The 22,887-nt window shown below is 56.8% G+C and carries 26 protein-coding genes, 5 tRNA genes and 1 riboswitch; of the genes, 17 read left to right on the top strand and 14 right to left on the bottom strand.

The window, feature by feature from the left end; genetic code table 11:
• Positions 1–157 precede the first annotated feature (157 nt).
• Positions 158–781, top strand: coding sequence for a recombinase family protein (locus AB1J88_RS28205; protein WP_430292574.1), 624 nt, complete (start codon positions 158–160; stop codon positions 779–781).
• On the opposite strand, the gene AB1J88_RS28200 is transcribed toward AB1J88_RS28205, so the two are convergent.
• On the bottom strand, positions 738–1,499 hold the full coding sequence (locus tag AB1J88_RS28200; RefSeq protein WP_430292573.1) for a hypothetical protein: 762 nt from the start codon (positions 1,497–1,499) through the stop codon (positions 738–740). The genes AB1J88_RS28205 and AB1J88_RS28200 overlap by 44 nt on opposite strands.
• Positions 1,500–1,819: 320 nt before the next feature.
• Between AB1J88_RS28200 and AB1J88_RS28195 the strand changes: the two genes are divergently transcribed.
• Positions 1,820–3,034, top strand: a complete 1,215-nt coding sequence (locus tag AB1J88_RS28195; RefSeq protein WP_430292572.1) for a phage integrase — start codon at positions 1,820–1,822, stop codon at positions 3,032–3,034.
• Here the strand turns inward: AB1J88_RS28195 and AB1J88_RS28190 are convergent, their stop codons facing one another.
• Positions 3,035–3,586 (bottom strand): hypothetical protein, encoded by a 552-nt coding sequence (locus AB1J88_RS28190; RefSeq protein ID WP_430292570.1) that lies wholly within the window; start codon positions 3,584–3,586, stop codon positions 3,035–3,037.
• Positions 3,587–3,756: 170 nt separating this feature from the next.
• On the opposite strand from AB1J88_RS28190, the gene AB1J88_RS28185 reads away from it, so the two are divergent.
• The 10 genes from AB1J88_RS28185 to AB1J88_RS28140 all read left to right on the top strand — a co-directional run bounded on the left by AB1J88_RS28185 (position 3,757) and on the right by AB1J88_RS28140 (position 10,025).
• Entirely contained in the window at positions 3,757–3,975 is a 219-nt protein-coding gene (locus AB1J88_RS28185) for a helix-turn-helix domain-containing protein (protein WP_430292568.1), read from the top strand.
• Entirely contained in the window at positions 3,972–4,430 is a 459-nt protein-coding gene (locus AB1J88_RS28180) for a hypothetical protein (protein ID WP_430292566.1), read from the top strand. The genes AB1J88_RS28185 and AB1J88_RS28180 overlap by 4 nt, the downstream gene beginning before the upstream one ends.
• Positions 4,427–4,681: a helix-turn-helix domain-containing protein gene (locus AB1J88_RS28175; protein ID WP_430292564.1), complete on the top strand. Its 255-nt coding sequence runs from the start codon at positions 4,427–4,429 to the stop codon at positions 4,679–4,681. The genes AB1J88_RS28180 and AB1J88_RS28175 overlap by 4 nt, the downstream gene beginning before the upstream one ends.
• Positions 4,682–4,746: 65 nt before the next feature.
• A complete protein-coding gene (locus AB1J88_RS28170) occupies positions 4,747–5,151 on the top strand; it encodes a hypothetical protein (protein ID WP_430292562.1) in 405 nt (134 codons plus the stop codon).
• 911 nt (positions 5,152–6,062) lie between these two features.
• Positions 6,063–6,311, top strand: coding sequence for a hypothetical protein (locus AB1J88_RS28165; protein ID WP_330206604.1), 249 nt, complete (start codon positions 6,063–6,065; stop codon positions 6,309–6,311).
• A 432-nt stretch (positions 6,312–6,743) separates the two neighbouring features.
• Positions 6,744–7,922: a phage major capsid protein gene (locus AB1J88_RS28160; RefSeq protein ID WP_430292560.1), complete on the top strand. Its 1,179-nt coding sequence runs from the start codon at positions 6,744–6,746 to the stop codon at positions 7,920–7,922.
• Positions 7,923–8,083: 161 nt separating this feature from the next.
• The gene (locus AB1J88_RS28155) at positions 8,084–8,431 is read left to right on the top strand and encodes a hypothetical protein (protein ID WP_430292558.1); all 348 of its coding nucleotides are present in this window, start codon (positions 8,084–8,086) and stop codon (positions 8,429–8,431) included.
• Between the two features lie 10 nt (positions 8,432–8,441).
• Positions 8,442–9,029, top strand: a complete 588-nt coding sequence (locus AB1J88_RS28150; RefSeq protein ID WP_430292556.1) for a tail assembly protein — start codon at positions 8,442–8,444, stop codon at positions 9,027–9,029.
• Positions 9,030–9,532: 503 nt separating this feature from the next.
• Positions 9,533–9,766: a hypothetical protein gene (locus AB1J88_RS28145; protein ID WP_430292554.1), complete on the top strand. Its 234-nt coding sequence runs from the start codon at positions 9,533–9,535 to the stop codon at positions 9,764–9,766.
• A 25-nt stretch (positions 9,767–9,791) separates the two neighbouring features.
• Positions 9,792–10,025, top strand: coding sequence for a hypothetical protein (locus AB1J88_RS28140; protein ID WP_430292552.1), 234 nt, complete (start codon positions 9,792–9,794; stop codon positions 10,023–10,025).
• 114 nt (positions 10,026–10,139) lie between these two features.
• On the opposite strand, the gene AB1J88_RS28135 is transcribed toward AB1J88_RS28140, so the two are convergent.
• Together AB1J88_RS28135 and AB1J88_RS28130 are read right to left on the bottom strand one after the other, a co-directional pair.
• Positions 10,140–10,946, bottom strand: coding sequence for a hypothetical protein (locus AB1J88_RS28135; RefSeq protein ID WP_430292550.1), 807 nt, complete (start codon positions 10,944–10,946; stop codon positions 10,140–10,142).
• Positions 10,947–11,110: 164 nt separating this feature from the next.
• Positions 11,111–11,187 (bottom strand) — tRNA-Arg (locus AB1J88_RS28130).
• A gap of 294 nt (positions 11,188–11,481) precedes the next feature.
• Here AB1J88_RS28130 and AB1J88_RS28125 point away from each other — a divergent pair.
• On the top strand, positions 11,482–11,712 hold the full coding sequence (locus AB1J88_RS28125) for a hypothetical protein (RefSeq protein ID WP_097085812.1): 231 nt from the start codon (positions 11,482–11,484) through the stop codon (positions 11,710–11,712).
• A gap of 20 nt (positions 11,713–11,732) precedes the next feature.
• Positions 11,733–11,912: a PA3371 family protein gene (locus tag AB1J88_RS28120; protein ID WP_047295827.1), complete on the top strand. Its 180-nt coding sequence runs from the start codon at positions 11,733–11,735 to the stop codon at positions 11,910–11,912.
• Here the strand turns inward: AB1J88_RS28120 and phnN are convergent.
• Positions 11,887–12,456, bottom strand: a complete 570-nt coding sequence (gene phnN, locus AB1J88_RS28115; protein WP_430292548.1) for a phosphonate metabolism protein/1,5-bisphosphokinase (PRPP-forming) PhnN — start codon at positions 12,454–12,456, stop codon at positions 11,887–11,889. The genes AB1J88_RS28120 and phnN overlap by 26 nt on opposite strands.
• A 388-nt stretch (positions 12,457–12,844) precedes the next feature.
• Here phnN and AB1J88_RS28110 point away from each other — a divergent pair, with 388 nt between their 5' ends.
• On the top strand, positions 12,845–13,171 hold the full coding sequence (locus AB1J88_RS28110) for an Arc family DNA-binding protein (protein ID WP_003178899.1): 327 nt from the start codon (positions 12,845–12,847) through the stop codon (positions 13,169–13,171).
• Between the two features lie 241 nt (positions 13,172–13,412).
• On the opposite strand, the gene mgtE is transcribed toward AB1J88_RS28110, so the two are convergent.
• Entirely contained in the window at positions 13,413–14,855 is a 1,443-nt protein-coding gene (gene mgtE / locus AB1J88_RS28105) for a magnesium transporter (protein WP_007963078.1), read from the bottom strand.
• 321 nt (positions 14,856–15,176) lie between these two features.
• Here mgtE and AB1J88_RS28100 point away from each other — a divergent pair, with 321 nt between their 5' ends.
• The gene (locus tag AB1J88_RS28100) at positions 15,177–15,695 is read left to right on the top strand and encodes a cell envelope protein SmpA (RefSeq protein WP_430292546.1); all 519 of its coding nucleotides are present in this window, start codon (positions 15,177–15,179) and stop codon (positions 15,693–15,695) included.
• 18 nt (positions 15,696–15,713) lie between these two features.
• Here AB1J88_RS28100 and AB1J88_RS28095 read toward each other — a convergent pair.
• From AB1J88_RS28095 to ltaE, 8 genes are all read right to left on the bottom strand, one after another.
• Positions 15,714–15,790 (bottom strand) — tRNA-Arg (locus AB1J88_RS28095).
• 72 nt (positions 15,791–15,862) lie between these two features.
• Positions 15,863–15,939, bottom strand: a tRNA-Arg gene (locus AB1J88_RS28090).
• A gap of 71 nt (positions 15,940–16,010) precedes the next feature.
• Positions 16,011–16,087 (bottom strand) — tRNA-Arg (locus AB1J88_RS28085).
• A gap of 107 nt (positions 16,088–16,194) precedes the next feature.
• Positions 16,195–16,285: transfer RNA gene (locus AB1J88_RS28080), tRNA-Ser, on the bottom strand.
• Positions 16,286–16,347: 62 nt separating this feature from the next.
• Entirely contained in the window at positions 16,348–16,536 is a 189-nt protein-coding gene (gene csrA, locus AB1J88_RS28075; RefSeq protein ID WP_002554426.1) for a carbon storage regulator CsrA, read from the bottom strand.
• 189 nt (positions 16,537–16,725) lie between these two features.
• Positions 16,726–17,967 carry an aspartate kinase gene (locus AB1J88_RS28070; protein ID WP_025112914.1) on the bottom strand — a complete coding sequence of 414 codons (1,242 nt, stop codon included), beginning with the start codon at positions 17,965–17,967 and terminating at the stop codon, positions 16,726–16,728.
• A gap of 90 nt (positions 17,968–18,057) precedes the next feature.
• Entirely contained in the window at positions 18,058–20,676 is a 2,619-nt protein-coding gene (gene alaS, locus AB1J88_RS28065) for an alanine--tRNA ligase (RefSeq protein ID WP_086794684.1), read from the bottom strand.
• A gap of 146 nt (positions 20,677–20,822) precedes the next feature.
• The gene (ltaE, locus tag AB1J88_RS28060; RefSeq protein ID WP_430292543.1) at positions 20,823–21,827 is read right to left on the bottom strand and encodes a low-specificity L-threonine aldolase; all 1,005 of its coding nucleotides are present in this window, start codon (positions 21,825–21,827) and stop codon (positions 20,823–20,825) included.
• A 199-nt stretch (positions 21,828–22,026) separates the two neighbouring features.
• Positions 22,027–22,198, top strand: a riboswitch (FMN riboswitch).
• A gap of 101 nt (positions 22,199–22,299) precedes the next feature.
• On the opposite strand from ltaE, the gene AB1J88_RS28055 reads away from it, so the two are divergent.
• On the top strand, positions 22,300–22,809 hold the full coding sequence (locus tag AB1J88_RS28055; protein WP_041066540.1) for a 6,7-dimethyl-8-ribityllumazine synthase: 510 nt from the start codon (positions 22,300–22,302) through the stop codon (positions 22,807–22,809).
• The last annotated feature ends 78 nt before the right edge of the window (positions 22,810–22,887 follow it).

The following is a 22,887-nucleotide window of genomic DNA, read 5'->3' as shown; positions in this document are numbered from 1 at the left end:
TGTGATCGGTTACCACCGCCTTCCGCTGGTCCGTCCTTTTGAGTATGCCTGAGCTGATACGCGCAAATTCGCGTTTATTTGCGCGTCCGGCTTGATAAGTGACACTCATAGTGCAACAGTATTAGTAGAACACCCTAACTGATACGGACAGCACATCATGTTCATCCGCGCATACCTCCGAGCATCGACCGAAGAGCAGGACGCCGGCCGCGCCCGGGCATCGCTCGAGCAATTCGCTACAGACCACAACAAGGTAATCGCGAGTGTGTACCTGGAGAATGCCAGCGGCGCGTCCGCAGATCGGCCTGAGCTGCTGCGCCTGCTCAAAGATGCGCGCAAGGGTGACGTGCTGTTGGTCGAGTCGATAGATCGCCTCTCGCGCCTTCCGGTGGAGGATTGGCAGAAGCTCAAGGCTGCGATCGACTCCAAGGGTTTGCGGATCGTCGCGCTCGATCTGCCAACCAGCCATCAAGGAATGCAGGACACCAAAGGTGACGAGTTCACCGGCCGGATGCTTGGCGCGATCAATTCCATGCTGGTGGAAATGATGGCCGCGATCGCGCGCAAGGATTACGAGCAGCGCCGCGAGAGACAGGCCCAAGGTATAGAAAAGGCGAAGGCTGCCGGAAAATACCAGGGGCGGCCAGTCGATGAGGATCTGCACAAGCGCGTCTCGGAACTGCTCGGCGCAGGTCTAGGGATTCGCGCAACGGCCAGGCACGCAGATTGTTCAACTACTACGGTGCTACGGATAAAGCGCTTTCTTGATCTGGCGATTTAAGATTTTGCTTCGGAGTCCAGTCATTTTCATAATCTCTAATCCTCTGCGCACAACGATTTCGGACGCCCCCTGATTGGATTAGGGATAGTTCACTCTCTGCGTGAGCAAGTAACACTGCAGCTTCGGTGTCGAAATCGAACCCCCTCTCGGAAGCGGCCCAGCGAAGGTAAGTTTCCACTCGATCTACACGCCTTTGGTCACTGTCAGCGGCAATCAAGGAAATACTGCTTTGATACCGATATCGTCCAAGATCGGTATAACCCTGCCCGAACAGATATGAGGCGAACCCTCGACTGTGAAGTGCCCTGATGAAGTTGCTAGGAGACAGCTCGAAGCTCTTTTCCCAGTAATGGCAGGCCATCTCGTGATCACCTATCGCCCCCAGTGCCTGAGCCACGAGGTTGATCTCTGAATGCGAAACTTGGTTGGGAATTTGCTCAATCAGATACCTTGCCTGACCGACAAGGAATGCCCTCTGGTCATTGTAGAAGCCAAACATCGCACGTTGATCGGCAGTCAATTGCACACCAGCGGTTTCGATTCGGTACCTTCTCGAGTCAGCTGCTACCGCGTTCAAACGTGCCAGCACATCCGTGAGCTGCGACCTGATAGTTCGAGTATTTTCCCCGGTCTTCATCAGAAGCGTTATCACTGAAAGGATCAGACTTGCAGCACCGACCATAGCAGCTGCGATGACCGCGTAATCCCTAAGCTCCATAAACAGCTCCTCAATGGGCTCGCACCCGACTCCCGACAAAAACGTAAAAAAGCCCCACCAGGCAATTGGAGGGGCCTCTTTTGCTTTCTGCTGCCACCTTGCTGTCACGGGAATATCGAGTAGAAGGTGATTTAGGCTGCAGAGCTGATTATATATGGTGTCCCAGGGCAGGTTCGAACTGCCAACCTTCCCCTTAGGAGGGTCAAATTGAGCCCAATGAAAATGGGTCTAAGCCCGCAGATACTGGGGCCTAGTGTCTGGTTGAGTATTCTTATACTGGCTGATACTGTGCTTTCTGCTGGTAGCCTGCTGGTACGGACATGAAAGCTAAGATCACTCAGAAACTCATCAACAGCCTGTCCCCCCAGGAGAAGCACTACCGCGTCTTCGACACGGACCAGCCAGGCCTGTTTATCAGGGTACAGCCGAGCGGGCACATGGCGTATATGGTTTCCTGGGCGCGCAACCGCGAGCGGTCCCTGGGTCGCGTTGGTACCCTGACGCTCGCCCAGGCCAGAACAGAGGCCGCCCGCTATCTGGCAGACGCGCACGAACACGGCGAGCCCCTGGCGGTCACTCAGAACCGCCGCAACGCGAACACCCCCACCCTGCGCGAATTCCTCGACGACACCTATTTGCCGTGGTTCAAGGCCCACCACAAGGGCTACGACAAAACGCTGCACACTCTGGACAATAACTTTTCCTCGATCATGGCCCGCCGCCTCAACGAAATAACCGGGCGCGACCTCGAGCTGGTGCGCACGTCCTGGCTCACCGGCGGGAACAAGCCGGCGACCGCAAATCGCAAGATGGGGACCATCAGCGGTGTATTCAGTCGTGCGGCTGAGTGGGGGCTGATTGCCGAGCACCCGCTGGAGCGGCTGAAACAGCTCAAGGTTGATTCAAAGGGCCAGGTCCGTTACCTGTCGCCGGATGAGGCTGAGCGCCTGCGTGGCGCCTTGGATGCCCGCCAGGAACAGATGCGCGCCGAGAGGGACAGCGCCAACAAGTGGCGCCAGGAACGCGATCGGCAGCCGCTGGAGGATCTGCGCGCGGTGACGTTTACCGACCACCTCAAGCCGATGATCCTGCTGGCGCTAAACACTGGTGTTCGCCGCGGGGAGTTGTTCAGCCTCAAGTGGTCGGATGTGAACTTCGACACCAAGACAGTCACGGTGGTGGGCGCCACCGCCAAGACCAGCGAAACGCGACACATACCCACCAACAAAGAAGCCCTTGCAACACTGCGGGAATGGAAAAAACAGGGTGAAGGTGTAGGTTACGTGTTCGCTGGCCAAGAAGGCGCGCGTATGGCGGACGTGAAAAGCGCCTGGCTCAAGCTGCTTGAGCGCGCCGAGATTCAGGGCTTTCGCTGGCACGATATGCGCCACGACTTCGCATCACGACTCGTGATGGCGGGCGTCCCACTGAATACTGTTCGCGATCTGCTTGGGCACTCAGATATAAAAATGACCCTTCGTTACGCTCACCTTGCACCTGGAACCAAAGCGGCGGCTGTTGAACTGATCGGGTGATTACACCAGCATTATTTTTTCTGGATAGTGCCCATTATCAAGAGCGTAATCCACCGCATCGTTTAACGCCTGCCAGTTTCTCCGTAGGGCCTTCAAATCAAGCGGCTGATTAAACCTGCAGTACTCTTTCATTACTTCCGCAAGTAATTCCTCATGGCCGATATTTAATGAAAAATAGTTCGGTTCATCTCCAAAAAGTTGTGGCTGATCAGCAGCAAGATCGAGCAGTGCCATTTCCCTTTGGGTCAATGTTCGCGGGAGCAAGACGGCCGTTCGCATGAGCCTTGTCGGCGCATCAATAGAGTAGATAAGAGTCATCAATTCGAAGAAACAAAGGTCGTCGAACCTCCCATTATTTTCAACTGTAGCCGTCCCTAGATATCCAATATCTACCGGTGTCCTATCGAATAACTCCCCCAAAGCTTTTTCAACTTCGGTCGTTAGAGAGCGCTCCTCCATTCTCGAGAGCAGCTCCAATCCAAATTTCAAATTAGGAGAAATTCGTAGCGACAGAGTTTCAGCTTTGGCTCTGTTGGGGGCCGGCTTTGCCATTTTTGCTCTCGGTAGTGACGTAGGGAGGTGATCGGAGGATGCCACAGCGTCAATATTTGTCAACGCGTCTCACCAAGTGTCGGTACGTGTAAGAAAAATATGGACACCAGTTTTTTCTGTCGCTAAGGTGGCCATATCTGGCAATACACCAACGCCAGCGGGAGAGAAAAGTGGAACAGCAAACTTCGAAAGCGGAACCGGCCCTACCTCCAACTCTTGTCGTGGGCCCTGACGAGGCTGCACGAATGACTGCACACAGTCGCAGCGGAATTTACAAGGCAATCGCAGGCGGCGAGCTCAAATCATTCAAGACGGGCAAGCGCCGCCTAATTCTTGTTCGCGAGCTGGAGGTTTGGATTAACCGAGTTGCGAGAGACAACGCCAAATGAATACGACCGATATAGCGCTCGATGAAGCACTTCTGACGCTGCCACACGAAGTCCGGGTTAAGTTGGCCGACCTGATTGAAGCGGAGCGAAAGCAGAGTTTGCGCTGGTGGACGTTTCTCAATGAGATGCGCTGCCGGGGGGATCTGCCGGAATGGGTAAAAACCCAGTACGTGGGAACGCAGGCTGATTACGGAAGGTACGCCGAAGCACGCCTCGAGTTCAACAAAGCCCTTTTTGGGAAAAAAGTTCACATTCGCGACGCCGGGGAGCCGGTATTCGAAAGTGTGTTTTTTGATGACCTGGAAGAAGAAGAGGGAGAAAAAAGCCGGAAAAGCTCAGCCAGGCAACTGGGTGAGATTCAGATGATTAATCCGGTTAAGGCGCCCATGGCGGTGTTACAGCACCGCCAAGGCGAGAACACATTGGCGAGCACCAACATGAGGAAAGAATCGTGACAGATTCCCACCCAACAGACAATCACTGTACAGAAGCCCAGGCCCTGCGCCTGGCCGTCGCCCTTCGACTGGGACCGGTATCTACCATCGAGGCGGCTCAGAGCCTCGACATAGTGCACCCACCATCATCAGTGCGATGGCTTCGCAACCGCGGGTTTTCGATCAAGACAGAGTGGACCTACAAGACCACCGAGCCAGGCCGCCGGCCGCATAGGGTTGGCCTATATGTATTGGCCAGCGAACCGTCCTGATTTGAATAGCGCTGTGGAGCCTCCCGCCGACGGTGGAGGCCTGCAGCCATTCTGCGAGCTGAGTAATGGCCAGAAAGACAAAATACAAGGTCGACTTCGGCGGTGGGCGCGTGCTCGCCCTCCCCTACCGGCTCCTTGTCCATCCGGCATTCGACAACCTGTCGCCCAAAGCTATCGCGGTGCTTATCAAGCTGGCAAGGGGCTACAACGGCAGGAACAACGGCGACCTGTCCTGTACGGCTTCGACGATGGCCAAGGGAAAGCCGATGGACGCGAAGACGCTTGCATCTGCACTGGCCGAGCTCATCGATGCGGGCCTGATCGTGCGCACGCGGGAGAACAGGAAGGGTGGTCGAGAGCACGGGATGGCGCGTTGTGCGCTGTACGCCATCACCTGGGCTGCAATCGATGATTGCCCAGGCAAAGACCTCGAGGTAAGGCCGGGGCCACCGCAATTCCGATTCATCTGAATTCGAGTTTTTCGGTGGGATATTTTCCGCCTAGTACTGGGAATTTTTCCTAGTCGTTGTGCTTAAAGAGTCCCGTTGTGTCCCGTTGATGTGGGCGCGTGGCTGAGTAGTGGGATTTTTTCCCAGTACTTCCCAATAAAACCGGGGCCTCCAAGGGGGGTGGGCAAACGGAAAAAATCCCACCCTTATTAAATTACCACCACCGGGGCTTATTACATGGCACCACAAACCTACAAGCAGAAGCGTTGCAGCCACGGCTATGCAGGGCACTGCAAGCGTGCTGGGGGTTACCACTTCCTTGTTGCTGATTGGCTTCCTTGGACATTGATCGGTATGTGCCGGCCGTGTGCTGAAGAGGTACGGAAGGACCTGATCTATCAGGCAGCTCAGGCAGTTGGTCTGCGCGGAGTGCAAGCGCTGCAAGAACGGGGTGCAGTTGACGCACCAGAGGAGTTTCTCCAGTCCAGGGCTCTTGGGGCCGGTGAGCAGCTCGGCTTAGAAGGGATGCGTCCAGATTTGGACTCACTAACGCAAAGGTAACGGAGGCAGCGTTAGTGGATGGCGAAGATCGGCTCCACGCCCGGGTGTCGTTCTCGCAAACGACACCCCCAAGCCGATGTTGACAGACTCAGATGTGAGCAAACCTGCTCGCATCTCGATGGGGACAGAAATCAAAAATGACCCGCTGTTGATCGGCCGCATCAGGCATTTAGCTACAGGCCACGGGGTGCAAGGCGTGCAGGCCGGACAGTAATCCACCAGCTGCGAGGAATAGAAAGTTAGATCGCATCTGTGGCTTCCGTGTTCTCGACCTGACAGGCGCCTGATTCGGAAATTCGCATAAATCGCTACAGGCCACGCGCCGCGAGGGCTGCGCGACCATTCAACAAACAATGAAAGTGGAGGTTGAAATGAAGCAGAACGACTACAGCCGGCCGCCGCGTGCGCCATTCCCTCGAGTTCTTGCGGCAGGAATCGCCCGCAAGGCCTCGATCATGGCCATCAGACTCGAGGAGCAGGCGATCAGAGCAATGGTGCGCGACGCTCAGCGAGCATTGGATCGCGGCATCACGGCGGAAGCCATCGCCCGGGAGATGGGCCTTCCCGCCGAGCCTGACCCGCAGGGGGAGGCTCAAAAGTCTGGGCACTTGTCGACCTAGACCGCGCCCTCAATCGTTTTCTCACACCCGCGAAATTAAAAATTCAGGAGTTGGGCATGAAACGAGATATTCCCAGGCTGAGAGCCCTTGAGCGGCACCTTCGATCAATGGGTGTCCCAAGATCCCTTGCCGTTCAATTCACCGGACTGGTGCCGGACCACGTTGTTCGAAGGCTTTTACCGCTGCGGGCCCGCATATGGCTTGCGTTAAGTGAATGGGCCAGTAGAATTGGATTGTCGGTTGGGCCTTGGTCCTCCGGCGCGACAACTTTGAAATCATCGACGGCGCGAGGCTGCGCGGTGATAGATGAGGCCAGTTCCGGAGCGAGTCCGGCGGGACGCGAAAGCAAGCAACAGCGCAAGAGTCACGCACCCAGCGTGGACAAGGCGCGTCCCCCATTTCGGAAAAAAGGTCATCATCATGTTTAATGCTATGAGCAACAACGCCCGCCGTGAGCTGCACACCAAAAGCGGTGGCGATCAACTCGAGGACGTGATCCTCAAAGAGCTTCAGTCCCGCGACGTTGAAATCAAGAATTTCAGCGAGAACGCAGTAAAAGAAATCACCGCCCTCAAAGACCGCCTGCAGGACCTGGAGCAGAAAGGCCAGCGCCGTGGCAGCAACGCGACAGCCGGTGGTGATGACGCAGTCGGGAAGATGGCCGAGGAGTTCACGAAGTCGGGCCAGTTCGCCGCTATGAAGTCTGGTGGCCCGACCACTGGCCGGGTCACTGTCGATAGTGTCAGCATCAAAGCGCTGACCAACGCCGGCCAGGGTGTCACCGGTTCTACCAGCTACTCCGCCACCGCCCAGCGTCAGCCAGGCCTGCATAACGATCCCCGCCGGGATCTCTCCCTTCTGGACTACTTGCCTTCCCTGCCCGCAACTTCCAGCACCTTCGAGTATATGCAGCTAAAGGACTACGTGAACAACGCCACGGAGCAGGAAGAAGAAGGCCAGCAGAAGGCAGAAAGCAAGATCGACGCCGAGCTGGAAACTGCCAATATCGCCACCGTGGCCCACTGGACTCGGGCCTCGAAGCAAGTGCTGGACGACACCCCAGCCCTGGGCCAGCAGATCGGCAACCTGCTGGACTACGGTCTGCTGGAAAAGCTTGAGGCCCGTTTGATCGCCGGCCCCGGCGGTAAGGGTAAGATCAAAGGCTTGCTCGGTTATGCAGTGCCGCACACTGTCGTCGGCACCCTTCTGCCCGTGGACGCAATTGGTCAGGCGGTCACCGCCATGAAGACCAGCGGCTGGCAAGCCCGCCTGATCATCATGAACCCAAACGACTGGTTCAATATCTCCAGCGAACGCGATGCTGATGGTCAATATGTGCTGGGCTCTCCACGAGATCCAGCGCCGCCAGTTCTGTGGGGCGTGCCGCTGATCACTTCCGGCTCGATGCCGGCCGGCACCGTCCTTCTCCTGGATACGTCGCAGGTGGCCATGCTCGACCGCGAGCAGCCTACGCTGATGCTCAGCCGTGAAGACGGCAACAACTTCACCAGCAACATGGTCACCTTGCTGGCAGAGCTGCGCGCCGGCTTGGCAGTCTTCTCCACTGGTGCAGTGCGGTCCGTAGATATCACCCCACCGGCTGGTGGCTGATCAGATCAGGGAGCATGAAAAGGCTCGCCCGACAGCTCGGAGCGGGCCTTTTTTACGATCCGGGAGGGGTGGGTCAGAAGTCTGGGCACTTTCGCTTCTCGACCGCGCCCGAAGGCTTTTTTCGCGCCGTCAAAATTAGATTTCCAAAATTGAGGTTTGCAATGACTACCCACCAAGAGCGTTTCGCCGAGGCTTGCAAGGTGCATCGCTTCCAGTCGCACGCCCTCTCGCAAGGTCCAGACTCGGGCTATGTGGTTTGGGATGTTCAACACGTTCGTGATGGTGAAAAGGTGACCATCGACGGGCCATATGTCACCGAAGAAGAGGCGCGCGTTTCCGCTGACTTATTGCGAGGTACATTCCGCGGCGCCCGGGCTTACCAGGCGATCTACGACCGAATCTGGAACTACACCCCGCAGCGTGAGCAGCTCACTTTAGACCAAGCACTTGTGTCGAGATCGCTTCTCGCAATCCGCCTCGGCGTACCCGCGCCGGCCTCAAACACGTAGGAGCCAGACCATGGCCGCAACAGCAGCGCACTACAACCGCATGACGACCATTCAGCTCAGCAGCATCCTGGGGAGAAAGTTTTTCCGGCAGAAGGATTATCACCTCGAAACCGGCAGCACTTGGGAGGTGTTCAAGGCGTTGAGGGCGACAGTCGACGGATTCACCGAGGAGGTTGCGCGCCTCGCCAGACTGGGTATGAGGTTCGCTATCGTCCGCAATGGCAAAAACGTGGGAGAGAAGGACTTTGACCTGGGCGGCATCAAGACGCTGAAGATCGTGCCGGTAGTATCGGGCAGCAAGCGTGCCGGCTTACTGCAGACAGTCCTTGGTGTGATCCTGATCGCTGCGAGCTCAATCACGAACGGCGCGACACTAGCGCCGGGGATTGCGCTGGCCGCCGGCGGCGTGATCCAGATGCTCAGCCCACAAGCACCAGGCCTCAAGCAGAGTGCATCCCCAGAAAACTCCCCGTCCTATTCCTTTGGCAGTGCCAAAAACACCACTGCCAGCGGCAACCCGGTACCGATCTGCATCGGCGAACGCCGGTGGGGCGGGATGATCATCTCGGCCTCAATTTACGCCGAAGACAAGGTATAAGTCGGTCGGTCAACACTTACGTTCAATGAGACTGATCGTCGGCAGCGCCGGCGGTTTTCTCGAGGACTAGCAAAATTTTACCGATCGCCTTAGCCCCCCCGCAAAGCGATAGCAGGAGGGCTTCTCATTTTAGGGCCGATGTCTCTTCATGAAGGCCAATCCGTCTGACAGGCAGTGCTTGGTAGCCCAATTGGGTCCGATCTCTATGACCGCAATCGAATCGTTTGAGTCGCAAAACTTGGTCAGATAATCCCGTATCTCGGCAGCAGTCGACCCGTGGTTAACGAGCCACAACGATTCAAGCAGCTTCGCGGCCTCGCCAAGATCCTCGATCCCTTTTTTTATCCGAGCATAATCTCGTCCTACCTGATGCAGGTCGTAACTCACAATGTACTGAGGCATATCCACATCCATTTGCTTGCTGAGGAGTTTGGATACTGCCACTGTATGGTTTAGTGTCAATAAGACACTACGAGCCACATATTTCTACTTGGAGAAACAGAATGCCGATGATCACGCTGGCCGCGCCGCTCGTTAATGGTGACTTGTGGGATCCTTTGGAAGAAGAGGCTTCATGTGAGGACGTGGTGGGATTGATATGTGGAGACGACCTCAGCCCGCCTCCGAAAAACGTCGTAATCAAGGTCACTACAGAGTCCGGGAAGGTGGTTGAGTTGAGGATTCCAAACTCAAGCAGCGGAAAAGCCAGCGTACGGATCGACGGGAAGGCCGTGTAAGCCAAACAGCCTGGTTGGAGCTTCCATGACCAAAATTGTCACGCAGGTAACCGTTCGACTACCCCGGTTAATGGAGGTCGGGGAGTATCGAAAGCTGAGATACGCCGGGAACAAGCCAAGCCTTCAGCAATTGAAGAAGTGGATTGAGGAAGGTGAGGTAGTTGGTGAGATCACCGGCGGTATGTACTTCGTTGACCTGCAGGCCGCGGTAATGGGATCGAACGATCCGCTATTGGCGAAAATGCTCTCCCTGGATTGAGCATCCTTACCTCGAGTATTTTTGGGGGCAGATTTAGAGACAAGCTGACGAACCACACCATTTAAACACCCGGATACACCAGCCAAAACAGCTAGGTGAGATCCTGTCTCTGTCTCAAAATATGGTTTTGATGACTTTATCAACGCCTTCAATGAGGTCACCAACTTCACTCGCGCTAGGGTCGCTAGTATTCTTGTGTCCGCATTTATTGCGAATATCACCCAAAAATTGGATATGACGTGACTGGGGAAGGTCAATAACTGCTGCTGCCTTGAGCGCATCATTCAAAACTGAAATGGTCCCAGATTTTTTGGGTAGGCTATGGTTGTCGCAGACCTGCTTTAAATGCCCTTCTAGCACCACCCCACAAACAGCGCCCGCTGCACGAGTAAATCCGGCTTTCAACAGGTCCCGAGCAGTATCCAGCTCCGAGTCATAAAGATCCGCCTGAACCAACTGCTTGATGTCAAAAAGAGAGCTATCAAATCGGCGCTTAATTGCTTCGACGATAGCAATTTGCTGACCAAGGAGAGGGATGGCTGACTTCTTATCGGCTTTCACATCCGATCCGCGGGTCACGCGAAGACCTTGGCAGGCGTCCTCGATACGATAGTTTTCAAAATCAATATCTTTGCGCGATTTTGGTTTTTCATAGAATCGGATGAAGTCAGAAACGCGATCGGGAAGCAGCTGCCGCACCAGAGGCAACGCCTCAGAGTACCAATGCTGATATGTTGAGGCGAAGGGCTTTAGCTTGTTCATAAAGGCTTCTGCTTCTTCTTTCTGGCTCTTCGCGAGAACTGTCTTGGCGAATTCTATTCGCCCATATGCTTCGAGGGTCAGAGATAAATTGACCAAGGTAGCCTCGGTCAATAGGGCGTCTAGATCCTTCCTGTACTTTTCCAGATTCGAAATCGACATATCTTCCCTGTCCCGCGACTGATGCTGAAAAATGAGTTGGGGCTAAGTCAGCCTCTTAGGTAAAGCTCCTACAGAGACCCAGGTACAAAAAATACACCTGCTGGTATCTCGCTGGTACGTTACCTCAGTCTCGGTTCCACATATTGAGGAAACCTAAGAAAATATGGTGTCCCAGGGCAGGTTCGAACTGCCAACCTTCCCCTTAGGAGGGGGATGCTCTATCCAATTGAGCTACTGAGACACTGAGTTATCGCGGCCGGAGACGGCGCGACGGACGGCGTGCATGTTAACGGCCAGCCCTTGATTTGTCATGTCGTCCGTGGGCTTTTTAAGTGTAGGCAGGCGCCTTGCAATGCTGCGAGAACATTTACCGTGCAATTTGCACTACCTCAAAAAGCCATCATTGCAGATTGCAACCCGCGCCTTATGAAAAACCCTTCCAAATGCTTGTTTTTAAAGGACTTCACAGCGGTTAGACTGTTGGCACGCCGGGTGCTTTGTCTGTTCGTATAACAGAACAAACGGAGTCCGCCCCATGAACAGCACTCTCTTGCTTGCAAACGCAATCGCACTGGCGGTTTTGGTTGGCTTTCATTTTGTTCCAGAGCGTGCTGAACCGGTGGCTCAGCGTATGCCGCATTACTTGCAGGTGCAGAAAGCGCCGCAGTTGGCGGTGCTGAGCGATCAGGGCGACTTCGCGGCGCAGGCAGTCAATGAGCCTGAGCAAGCACTGCCGACGCGCGACACCGAACGTCTGGTTTTTTGAAATATCTTCAGGAGTACAGAATGTCCAAATCAGCCGCAGGATTTCTGATCCTCGCCTTATTGAGTGGCGTTGTGCATTTTTCGCTGTTCGAGGAAACCGAAGTCACCCTGCCGCTGATTGGCTGCGGCGTGTTTGCAGTGTTGTTTGTGCTGGCCCTGGTGGCCGGGCGCAAGATCAAGTTTGATCCGGTACTGCGTTAAGTCGGATCAAGTCCAGCAGTTGCTTGACGGCGGCTGTCAGGTCGCCCGAGTTGTCGATCAGATGCACGGGCAAGTCAGTGGCCCTTCTATCCTTGAACTGCGCATTGCGCGCCAGCCTCGCATCAATCTGCTCAGGTGTTTCCCGGCCGCGCCTGAGCAGGCGTTCACGCAAAATCTCATCCTTGACCGTCAGCAGCACCGGCAGCAATGTCGGATAGCGCTCATGCGCCTGACGCAAATTGGCCCGTGAGCCATTTACCAGCACGGATCGCCCTGCACGCAACCGTTCATCCATTTCTGCCGGGATGCCATAAGCCAGCCCATTGGCGTGCCAGGAAAGCGAGAAATCCCCGGCCTGCTGACGTCGTTCGAATTCTTCGGGCGTTACGCCGATGGCATCCTCTCCCACCGATTCCGCTGATCGGGTAATCACTCTGCGGATGATTTCGCAGTTCAACTCACGCAAAGGCTCACGCGCGGCCTCGATCAGGCTGTCCTTGCCTGAACCGGAGGGTCCCATCAGATAAATAAGCCTGCCATCCATCCTGAAAACGCCCTCCAACGGGTGTTTGCCCTAGTAAATCGGCAAATTGCCACTATCCTGTACAGGTAAGGAACAAGGATTGAAAGCCGCATAGCATGCACGTTCTGACGTCTTCGGACATCAACAGATGTGCACCCGGAAGCGGTCATTGATGCGGACCAAGGCAAAGTTTTCAAACCAGTCCGCATTTCTGATAATTGGTGCTGGCATTACGCCTTTACCCAGCTCAATATTTGTCACAGAATTGACGCCAATGATCTGGCAATTTTGAGGCATGATGCGGGCCTCTTAACAATTCAGGTTGAACCATTTGGCGCGGATGCTTGTCCTATCACACATCCTGCGGCCAATCCCGAGAACCGCTCCCCTGAACTAACCGGTTAAATATATGCGCCCATTGAAACAGGCAATTTATTCCAGCCGTACGGCTGACAAGTTTGTCGTACGTCTGCCAGACGGAATGCGTGAACGCATTGCCGAGGTGGCTCGCAATCATCATCGCAGCATGAACTCCGAAATCATTGCGCGCCTTGAGCAGAGTCTTATTCAGGAAGGCGCACTGGGCGAAGAACTGAGCATGCGCCTGGACAGTCCGGAGCTGTCGCTGCACGAGCGTGAGCTGCTGCAACGCTTCCGTCAGCTGTCGCACCGTCAACAGAACGCTCTGGTGTCGCTGATTGCTCACGACGCCGAAATGGCCGCAGACGCGTCCTGAGTAACACCGAACATCTCAAGCCAGCTTAAGTGCTGGCTTTTTTTTGCCTGAAATCTGCCCCCGAGCAACCCTTGTGACGAGGGGATTTATCCCCGATGGACTGCGCAGCAGGCCCTCTTCCGGGGTCGCTGCGCAACCCATCGGGGATGAATCCCCTCACCACAGATCAATACACAAGCACAGATAACTACACAGGCACAAAAAAGCCCGCCATTTCGGCGGGCTTTTGCATGGTGGCGAATCAGAGCAGAAAGATCGTCGCCAACCCCAGGAAGATGAAAAATCCACCGCTGTCGGTCATGGCCGTGATCATCACGCTGGCGCCCATCGCCGGGTCGCGGCCCATCTTGGCCAGTGTCATTGGGATCAACACCCCCATCAGCGCCGCGAGCAGCAGGTTGAGGGTCATCGCTGCCGTCATCACCACGCCCAGCGACCAACTGCCGTAAAGCAGGTAGGCGACCACACCGATCACCCCGCCCCAGACCAGACCGTTGATCAACGCGACCGCCAGCTCCTTGCGCATCAGGCGCGAGGTGTTGCCGGTGCTGACTTGGTCCAGCGCCATGGCGCGCACGATCATGGTAATCGTCTGGTTACCGGAGTTACCCCCGATACCCGCCACGATCGGCATCAGCGCCGCCAGCGCCACCAGCTTCTCGATCGAGCCTTCGAACAGACCGATCACCCGCGACGCAACAAAGGCAGTGATCAGGTTGATTGCCAGCCACGCCCAACGGTTGCGCAGGGATTTCCAGACGGAGGCGAAGATGTCTTCCTCTTCGCGCAGACCCGCCATGTTGAGGACTTCGCTTTCGCTCTCCTCACGAATCAGGTCGACCATTTCGTCGATGGTCAGACGGCCGATCAGCTTGCCGTTCTTGTCGACCACCGGGGCCGAGATCAAGTCGTAACGCTCAAACGCCTGAGCAGCGTCATAGGCGTCCTCGTCCGGGTGAAAACTCACCGGATCGCTGGCCATGACTTCAGCCACCTGCTTCTCGGGGTCGTTGACCAGCAGACGCTTGATCGGCAGTACGCCCTTGAGCACGCCGTCGTAATCGACCACGAACAATTTGTCGGTGTGGCCCGGCAGCTCCTTGAGACGACGCAGGTAACGCAAAACCACTTCGAGGCTGACGTCCTCACGAATGGTCACCATCTCGAAGTCCATCAGCGCACCGACCTGCTCCTCGTCATAGGACAAGGCCGAACGCACGCGCTCGCGTTGCTGCTGGTCGAGCGTTTCCATCAGCTCATGGACGACGTCTCGCGGCAGCTCGGAGGCCAGGTCAGCAAGTTCGTCGGCGTCCATGTCCTTGGCCGCAGCCAGGAGCTCGTGATCGTCCATGTCGGCGATCAGCGTTTCCCGAACGGAATCGGATACTTCGAGAAGAATGTCGCCGTCGCGATCAGCCTTGACCAGTTGCCAGAGCGTCAGACGGTCGTCCAGCGGCAGGGCTTCAAGGATGTAGGCAACGTCGGCGGAGTGCAGATCATCGAGTTTGCGTTGCAGTTCGACGAGGTTCTGCCGGTGAACCAGGTTCTCGACCCGGTCGTGATGCGCGCCTTCCTGGCGATGAGTCAGGTCTTCGACGACCTTTTGGCGCTGCAGCAGCTCAACCACCTGAGCCAGGCGATCCTGCAGGCTTTCCTGTGTTTTCTTTACTTCGATTTCGGACATAGGCGAACTCCACTCCCAGCAGCGGGGCACGCCGGAAGGATCAATCAGTCAATTCATGATTGGTGAAACGGGCTACTGAGTAACTACTGGGTAAGTCCATGGAGGTTTTCCATAAGCCCCGGCGGGGCTGACGGGCGCAATGATACACCGCCTGACGGTTTTAAACGTTAAAAAATCGCGGTCGAAACAAGTGCTTGCGCGACAAAGTTGAGCGCTGTCCTGACCCGTGCAGATGCGACGACTCATCTTGAAAAGAAAACACACCGGCGTTGAAAAATGTAGCGACTACCCTTGAGCGTAGACCGTCACGGAGGACGTCGAATGCTATCCAGAACATCCCGTTTTGTAGTCGCCAGCCTGCTCTGCCTGCCACCCGCCGGGGCCGCTACCACCCTTCACCGATGCGAAGCGCCCGACGGCGGCATCACCTTCACCAGCCTGAGTTGTGCCAACGATGAACAGCTCTCGGTGCAGCAGGCTCACCCTTACATGCCCGGCTCCGTCGTGCCGATCATGCCGGAACACAATCACGAAGAAATATCCGGTATGACAATCAAGGGACGTGAACCGGGCATCGTTGGCCGCCTGGAGGACAAATGCGGCAACCTGATCAATGCCAGGCAGCGCCGCGAAGCGATCATCAATCGTCGCGTTATCGCCGGGATGAGCCAGCGGGATGTCGAGAGCGCTCTCGGCAAACCGGACAAGGTGAATATTCGAACGTCGACAACGAGCTATCGCTATGACCTGAAACGAGGCCGTAGTGCTCAAGTCGATTTTGATGAGAGGGGATGCGTGAAAGGAAAAACCAAATCGCAGACAACAAAAAGCCCGCGTTAAACGCGGGCTTCTTGAATATGGTGCACTCGACAGGATTCGAACCTGTGACCGCTCGGTTCGTAGCCGAGTACTCTATCCAGCTGAGCTACGAGTGCATTTTGTGTTTTTAAACCAGACCACAACTGGCTGAAGCCAAGTTACCTGCATCACTGCAACTAACTCTTAAATGGTGCACTCGACAGGATTCGAACCTGTGACCGCTCGGTTCGTAGCCGAGTACTCTATCCAGCTGAGCTACGAGTGCATTTGTGTTTTTTGACCAGACCACAACTGGCTGAAGCCGAGTTTTTTATATCGCTATAAACAACTCTTAAATGGTGCACTCGACAGGATTCGAACCTGTGACCGCTCGGTTCGTAGCCGAGTACTCTATCCAGCTGAGCTACGAGTGCATTTGTTGCGCCGCATTATAGCCCGTCTAATCTCTATTCCAACCACTTTTTCTAATAAATTCAACAACTTACAGAAAAAGCCAGATTACAACGTACTAAGCAAATAATGGCGGAGAACGGGGGATTCGAACCCCCGACACCCTTTTGAGGTGTACTCCCTTAGCAGGGGAGCGCCTTCGGCCACTCGGCCAGCTCTCCGCAACACGGGGCGTATATTAACCACCTTCTTCCCCGTTTGCAAACATAAAAATCGATAAAAATTAATGGCTTGGTTCTTCGTCCTTCTCTTTCTTTATACGCAGGTAAATTTCCTCACGGTGCACGGCAACCTCTTTCGGGGCGTTGACGCCGATGCGCACTTGATTTCCTTTGACGCCGAGCACGGTCACGGTGATTTCGCCATCACCGATAATCAGGCTTTCTGCGCACCGACGAGTCAGAATCAGCATACCTTTCTCCTCACGCATTTCATTTCAGGGACAACAGTCTGCAAAAAAAAGGCACCCGACCTACAACCGGAGCGATCGTAGCCCTACATGCCTGAGTATTGACCAGCGCGAGCAAAAGAACAGTTCAGGGGGCTCGCGCCATTCAAAAAATAAAGGGCGCGGTCAGACCGCGCCCTTCAGGTGACCGGATTACTCGCCCTGACGGGCCGGAGCGTCCAGTTCGAAAGCCGTGTGCAGGGCGCGCACAGCCAGTTCCAGGTATTTCTCTTCGATCACCACGGAAACCTTGATTTCCGACGTCGAGATCATCTGGATGTTGATGCTTTCCTTGGCCAGGGACTCGAACATGCGGCTGGCCACGCCTGCGTGGGAACGCATGCCGACGCCGACGATCGAGACCTTGGCAATCTTGGTATCGCCTACGACTTCACGGGCACCGATCTCGCGAGCGGTGTTTTCCAGCACGGTCTGTGCGGCCTGGTAGTCGTTGCGGTGCACGGTGAAGGTGAAGTCGGTGGTGTTATCGTGCGCGACGTTCTGCACGATCATGTCGACTTCGATGTTCGCGGCACTGATCGGGCCGAGAATCTTGAACGCCACGCCCGGGGTGTCTGGCACGCCACGGATGGTCAGCTTGGCTTCATCGCGGTTGAAAGCGATGCCGGAAATGATCGGCTGTTCCATGGTTTCCTCTTCATCAATAGTAATGAGGGTGCCCGGACCCTCCTTGAAGCTGTGCAGTACGCGCAGCGGAACGTTGTACTTGCCGGCGAACTCCACCGCACGGATCTGCAGCACCTTGGAACCGAGGCTGGCCATTTCCAGCATCTCTTCGAAGGTGATCTTGTCCAGACGCTGAGCGACTGGCACCACGCGCGGGTCAGTGGTGTAGACACCATCGACGTCGGTGTAGATCTGGCACTCGTCAGCCTTCAATGCAGCCGCCAGTGCCACGCCCGTGGTGTCGGAACCGCCACGACCGAGGGTGGTGATGTTGCCGTGCTCGTCGACGCCCTGGAAACCGGCGACAACCACCACGCGACCTGCTTTCAGATCACCGCGAATCTTCTGGTCATCAATCTGCAAGATACGCGCTTTATTGTGCGCACTGTCCGTCAGGATCCGCACCTGATTACCGGTGTACGACACCGCCGGCACACCGCGCTTGATCAGCGCCATGGCCAACAGGGCAATCGTCACCTGCTCACCGGTGGAAACGATCACGTCCAGCTCACGCGGAACCGGTTGCACGTCGCCACTGATTTGCTTGGCCAGATCGATCAGACGGTTGGTTTCGCCGCTCATTGCAGACAGCACAACCACCAGGTCATCGCCGGCATCGCGGAATTTCTTAACCTTGTCGGCGACCTGCTCGATTCTCTCGACAGTGCCGACCGAGGTGCCTCCAAATTTCTGTACGATCAAAGCCATTTCAAAGCCGCCTCTGCCCATGAAGGGCGCCCAATAATCACTCGAACAGCCGCCGGACCCGCCACTAGACTGCGGGCCCGGCGGGCCGTCTTATAAACCCTGCTCGACGAATGGAACGGTCAGCGCCAGGGCGCCATCCAGTGCGCCGGCGTCGACACCGCCGCCCTGCGCCATGTCCGGACGACCACCGCCCTTCCCGCCCACTGCCGCAGCAGCCTGTTTCATCAAATCACCGGCTTTGAGTTGGCCAGTCAGGTCCTTGGTTACGCCTGCAACCAGTACGACCTTTTCCTCATGGACACTGCCGAGCAGGATCACTGCGCGGCCGAGTTTGTTTTTCAGCTGATCGACCAGCGCCAGCAGCGCCTTGCCGTCCTGACCATCCAGACGTGCAGCCAGCACCTTCACGCCTTTGACGTCGACTGCCGAGTTCGACAGATCGTCGCCGGCGGCGCTGGCAGCCTTGGCCTGCAACTGCTCGAGTTGCTTTTCCAGCGCGCGATTGCGCTCCAGCACAGCCGACAGCTTGTCGATCAGATTGTCGCGGCTGCCCTTGACCAGGTTGGCCGCTTCCTTGAGTTGTTCTTCAGCAGCGTTCAAGTAGGCCAGCGCCGCAGCACCGGTGACTGCCTCGATACGACGCACACCCGATGCCACACCGCCTTCGCTGATGATTTTCAGCAGGCCGATGTCGCCGGTACGGTTGGCGTGGATACCGCCACACAGCTCGACGGAGAAATCGCCGCCCATGCTCAGCACGCGCACGTTGTCGCCGTACTTCTCGCCGAACAGCGCCATCGCGCCCTTCTGCTTGGCGGTTTCGATGTCGGTTTCTTCGGTTTCAACCGCGGAGTTCTTGCGGATCTCGGCGTTGACGATGTCTTCCAGCGCCTTGATTTGCTCTGGTTTGATCGCCTCAAAGTGGCTGAAGTCGAAGCGCAGACGCTGGCTATCCACCAACGAACCCTTTTGCTGAACGTGTTCGCCCAACACCTGACGCAGCGCAGCGTGCAGCAAGTGAGTCGCGGAGTGGTTCAGCGAGGTCGCGTGACGCACTTCGGCATCGACGTGGGTTTCCACTGGCGCGCCGATGGTCAGGCTGCCGGAATCCAGCACGCCGTGGTGCAGGAACGCGCCGCCGGTCTTGGTGGTGTCACGGACGTCGAAACGTGCGTTACCGGCCTGAAGGAAACCGCAGTCGCCGATCTGGCCGCCAGACTCAGCGTAGAACGGCGTCTGGTTCAGGACGATCACCGCCTCTTCGCCTTCACTCAAAACGTCGACCGACTGGCCATCTTTATAGATAGCGACGATTTTTGCCGAGCCGCTGGTGTCGGTGTAGCCGGTGAACTCGGTGGCCACATCAACCTTGACCAGGGTGTTGTAGTCCAGACCGAACGAGCTGGCCGAACGCGCGCGCACGCGCTGGGCTTCCATTTCACGCTCGAAGCCGACTTCGTCGACGGTCAAGCCACGCTCGCGAGCGATGTCGGCGGTCAGGTCCATCGGGAAACCGTAGGTGTCGTAGAGTTTGAACACCACGTCGCCCGGCACCACGGTGCCTTTGAGTTCCAGCAGATCCTGTTCGAGGATCTTCAAACCGTGCTCCAGGGTCTTGGAGAACTGTTCTTCCTCGGCCTTCAGTACGCGCTCGATGTTGCTCTGCTGCTTCTGCAGCTCCGGGAAGGCTTCGCCCATCTCGGCAACCAGCGCCGCGACGATCTTGTAGAAGAAGCTGCCAGTGGCGCCCAGCTTGTTGCCGTGACGGCAGGCACGACGAATGATCCGGCGCAGCACGTAACCGCGACCTTCGTTGGACGGCAGTACGCCGTCGGCGATCAGGAAACCGCACGAACGGATGTGGTCGGACACCACTTTGAGCGACGACTGATCGCCGTTTTCGCAGCCAATGGCTTCAGCCGAGGCTTTGAGCAGGTTCTTGAACAGGTCGATGTCGTAGTTGGAATTGACGTGCTGCATCACCGCACTGATCCGCTCCAGGCCCATGCCGGTGTCGACCGACGGCGCTGGCAACGGATGCAACACGCCATCGGCGGTGCGGTTGAACTGCATGAACACGTTGTTCCAGATCTCGATGTAACGGTCGCCGTCTTCTTCCGGCGAACCCGGTGGGCCGCCCCAGATGTGGTCGCCGTGATCGTAGAAAATCTCGGTGCAGGGGCCGCACGGGCCGGTATCGCCCATGGTCCAGAAGTTGTCGGAGGCGTAAGGCGCGCCTTTGTTGTCGCCGATGCGGATCATGCGCTCGACCGGCACACCGATTTCTTTGGTCCAGATGTCATACGCTTCGTCGTCGGACGCGTAGACGGTGACCCAGAGTTTTTCCTTCGGCAGTTTCAGAACGCCGGTCAGGAAGGTCCAGGCAAAGGTAATCGCGTCGTGCTTGAAATAGTCACCGAAGCTGAAGTTACCGAGCATTTCGAAGAAGGTGTGGTGACGAGCGGTATAACCGACGTTTTCCAGGTCGCTGTTCTTACCACCGGCACGCACGCACTTCTGGCTGCTGGTTGCGCGGGTGTACGCGCGCTTTTCCTGGCCCAGGAAGCAGTCCTTGAACTGGTTCATCCCCGCGTTGGTGAACAGCAGGGTTGGGTCGTTGCCCGGAATCAAAGAGCTGGAGGCTACACGGGTGTGGCCTTGCTCTTCGAAGAAGCGAAGGAAGGCTTCACGGATTTCTGCGCTTTTCATTAGGTTCTTCCACGGAGGCTGCGGCCAAAGGCCTGTACGAAACGTCAACAGACGAAACGACGGCAAAGGGCCGCATTATATCGGCCCTTCGCGCGGGGTACAGCGTGTTTATACGATAGTAACGGTCAATTGGACGGCTAACGCTGTCACTTGCGCGAAAACTCGACGAATGTCGCGATCACTTGCTCGATTTGCGAGCGATTGACGTCCATGTGCGTGACCATGCGCAAGCGCGCAGCGGCGCTCAACTTGATCCCGCGCTCGGCGGCAGACGCTTTGAGCGCTTCGGCACGGTCGCCCATTTGCACGTAGACCATGTTGGTCTGCACCGGCTCGACGCTGAACCCGGCCTCGCGCAGGCCTTCGGCCAGATAGTGCGCGTTGGCATGGTCATCCGCCAGACGCTCGACGTGGTGATCCAGCGCATACAGCCCCGCCGCCGCGAGCAAACCGGCCTGACGCATGCCGCCGCCGACCATTTTGCGCAGGCGGCGGGCCTTGCCGATCAACTCGGCTGAACCGCACAGCACCGAACCCACCGGCGCGCCAAGGCCTTTGGACAGACACACCGACACCGAATCAAAGTACTGAGTGATTTCCCGTGCATCGACGCCCAGCTTGACCGCGGCGTTGTAAAGGCGCGCGCCGTCGAGGTGCAGTTGCAAGCCTTTATCTTGAGTGAAGCGCCGGGCGCGGGCCAGATACTCCAGCGGCAGCACTTTGCCTTGCATGGTGTCTTCCAGCGCCAGCAAACGGGTACGGGCGAAATGGAAGTCGTCCGGCTTGATCGCTGCCGCGACCTGATCCAGATCCAGCGAACCGTCGGCCTGCACTTCCAGCGGCTGCGGCTGGATCGAGCCGAGCACCGCCGCGCCACCGCCTTCGTACTTATAGGTGTGCGCCTGCTGGCCGACGATGTATTCGTCGCCACGTTCGCAGTGCGCCATCAGGCCCAGCAGGTTGCTCATGGTGCCGGTCGGCACGAACAGCGCAGCGGCGAACCCCAGGCGCTTCGCCAGTTCCGCCTCCAGACGATTGACCGTCGGATCTTCGCCGTACACATCGTCACCGGTGGCCGCCGCCGTCATCGCGTCGAGCATGGCAGGAGTCGGTTGGGTAACGGTGTCGCTGCGAAGATCGATAATGCTCATGAACCTGGCCTCAGAGTCAGCAGGGGAAATCCCTTTTCGAAGGTGAATTACTGCGGTCATGGCGCCGATTAATCAACCCTTGGGGCAAGAATTCTCGCCACGAACATTCAACAAACTCGATAGCAATCATCACAAAGGCGCAATGCACCGCTCGCTGATCTGTGATAAAAACGCTGCGCCGCCCGAGAACGGGCGGCAAACACGTTCTCAGGGCGGGGTGTAATTCCCCACCGGCGGTAATTGCGCGCAATGCGCATAGCCCGCGAGCGCTTGGCGACGGACACGGCAAAGGCTGTGATCGGCGGCAAGGTCAGCAGACCCGGTGTGATTCCGGGGCCGACGGTCATAGTCCGGATGAAGAGAGAACGGGATTGACGCCAAAGGGCCGCCCGCGCGCCTGTGTGCTCGTGCGTACCCTTGAATCCCTTTCGATTCATAACGCCCTGTTTTTTACACAAACAGGAGTCAGAACATGCAACCCACCGCTATCGACAGCAAAAGCAAACACCCCCACGGCGAACGCGTTGCGTTCATCCAGGCCTGCTGGCACAAGGAAATCGTCGACCAGAGCCGTAAGGGCTTCGTCGCCGAAATGCTCGTTCAGGGTTATCAGGAATCGGACATCGATTTCTTTGAAGTCGGCGGCGCCTTTGAAATGCCTCTGCACGCCAAGTTGCTGGCCAAGACCGGCCGTTATGCCGGCATCGTCGCAGCTGCTCTGGTCGTGGACGGCGGCATCTACCGTCACGAGTTCGTTGCCCAGTCAGTGGTCAGCGGCCTGATGCAGGTGCAGCTGGAAACCGAAGTGCCGGTGTTCTCGGTATCGCTGACACCGCATCACTTCCATGCCGGTGAAGAGCACCAGAAATTCTTCTTCGAGCACTTCGTGCACAAGGGTCAGGAAGCGGCGCGGACTTGCGCGGATACGCTGCAGAAGGTTCGCGCACTGCGTCGCAGTGAGCCGCGCGCAGTCGCCGTCTGACCACAACGCTCCCCTGTAGGAGCTGTCGAGTGAAACGAGGCTGCGATCTTTTGATCGTCTAAAAACAAGATCTAAAGA

The sequence above is a fragment of the Pseudomonas sp. S8 genome, from assembly GCF_050473925.1.
In the GTDB taxonomy this organism is placed as follows: Bacteria; Pseudomonadota; Gammaproteobacteria; order Pseudomonadales; family Pseudomonadaceae; genus Aquipseudomonas; species Aquipseudomonas parakoreensis.
Note: the sequence above shows the minus strand (reverse complement) of the source record. Positions and strands in the feature narration are given on the sequence as shown.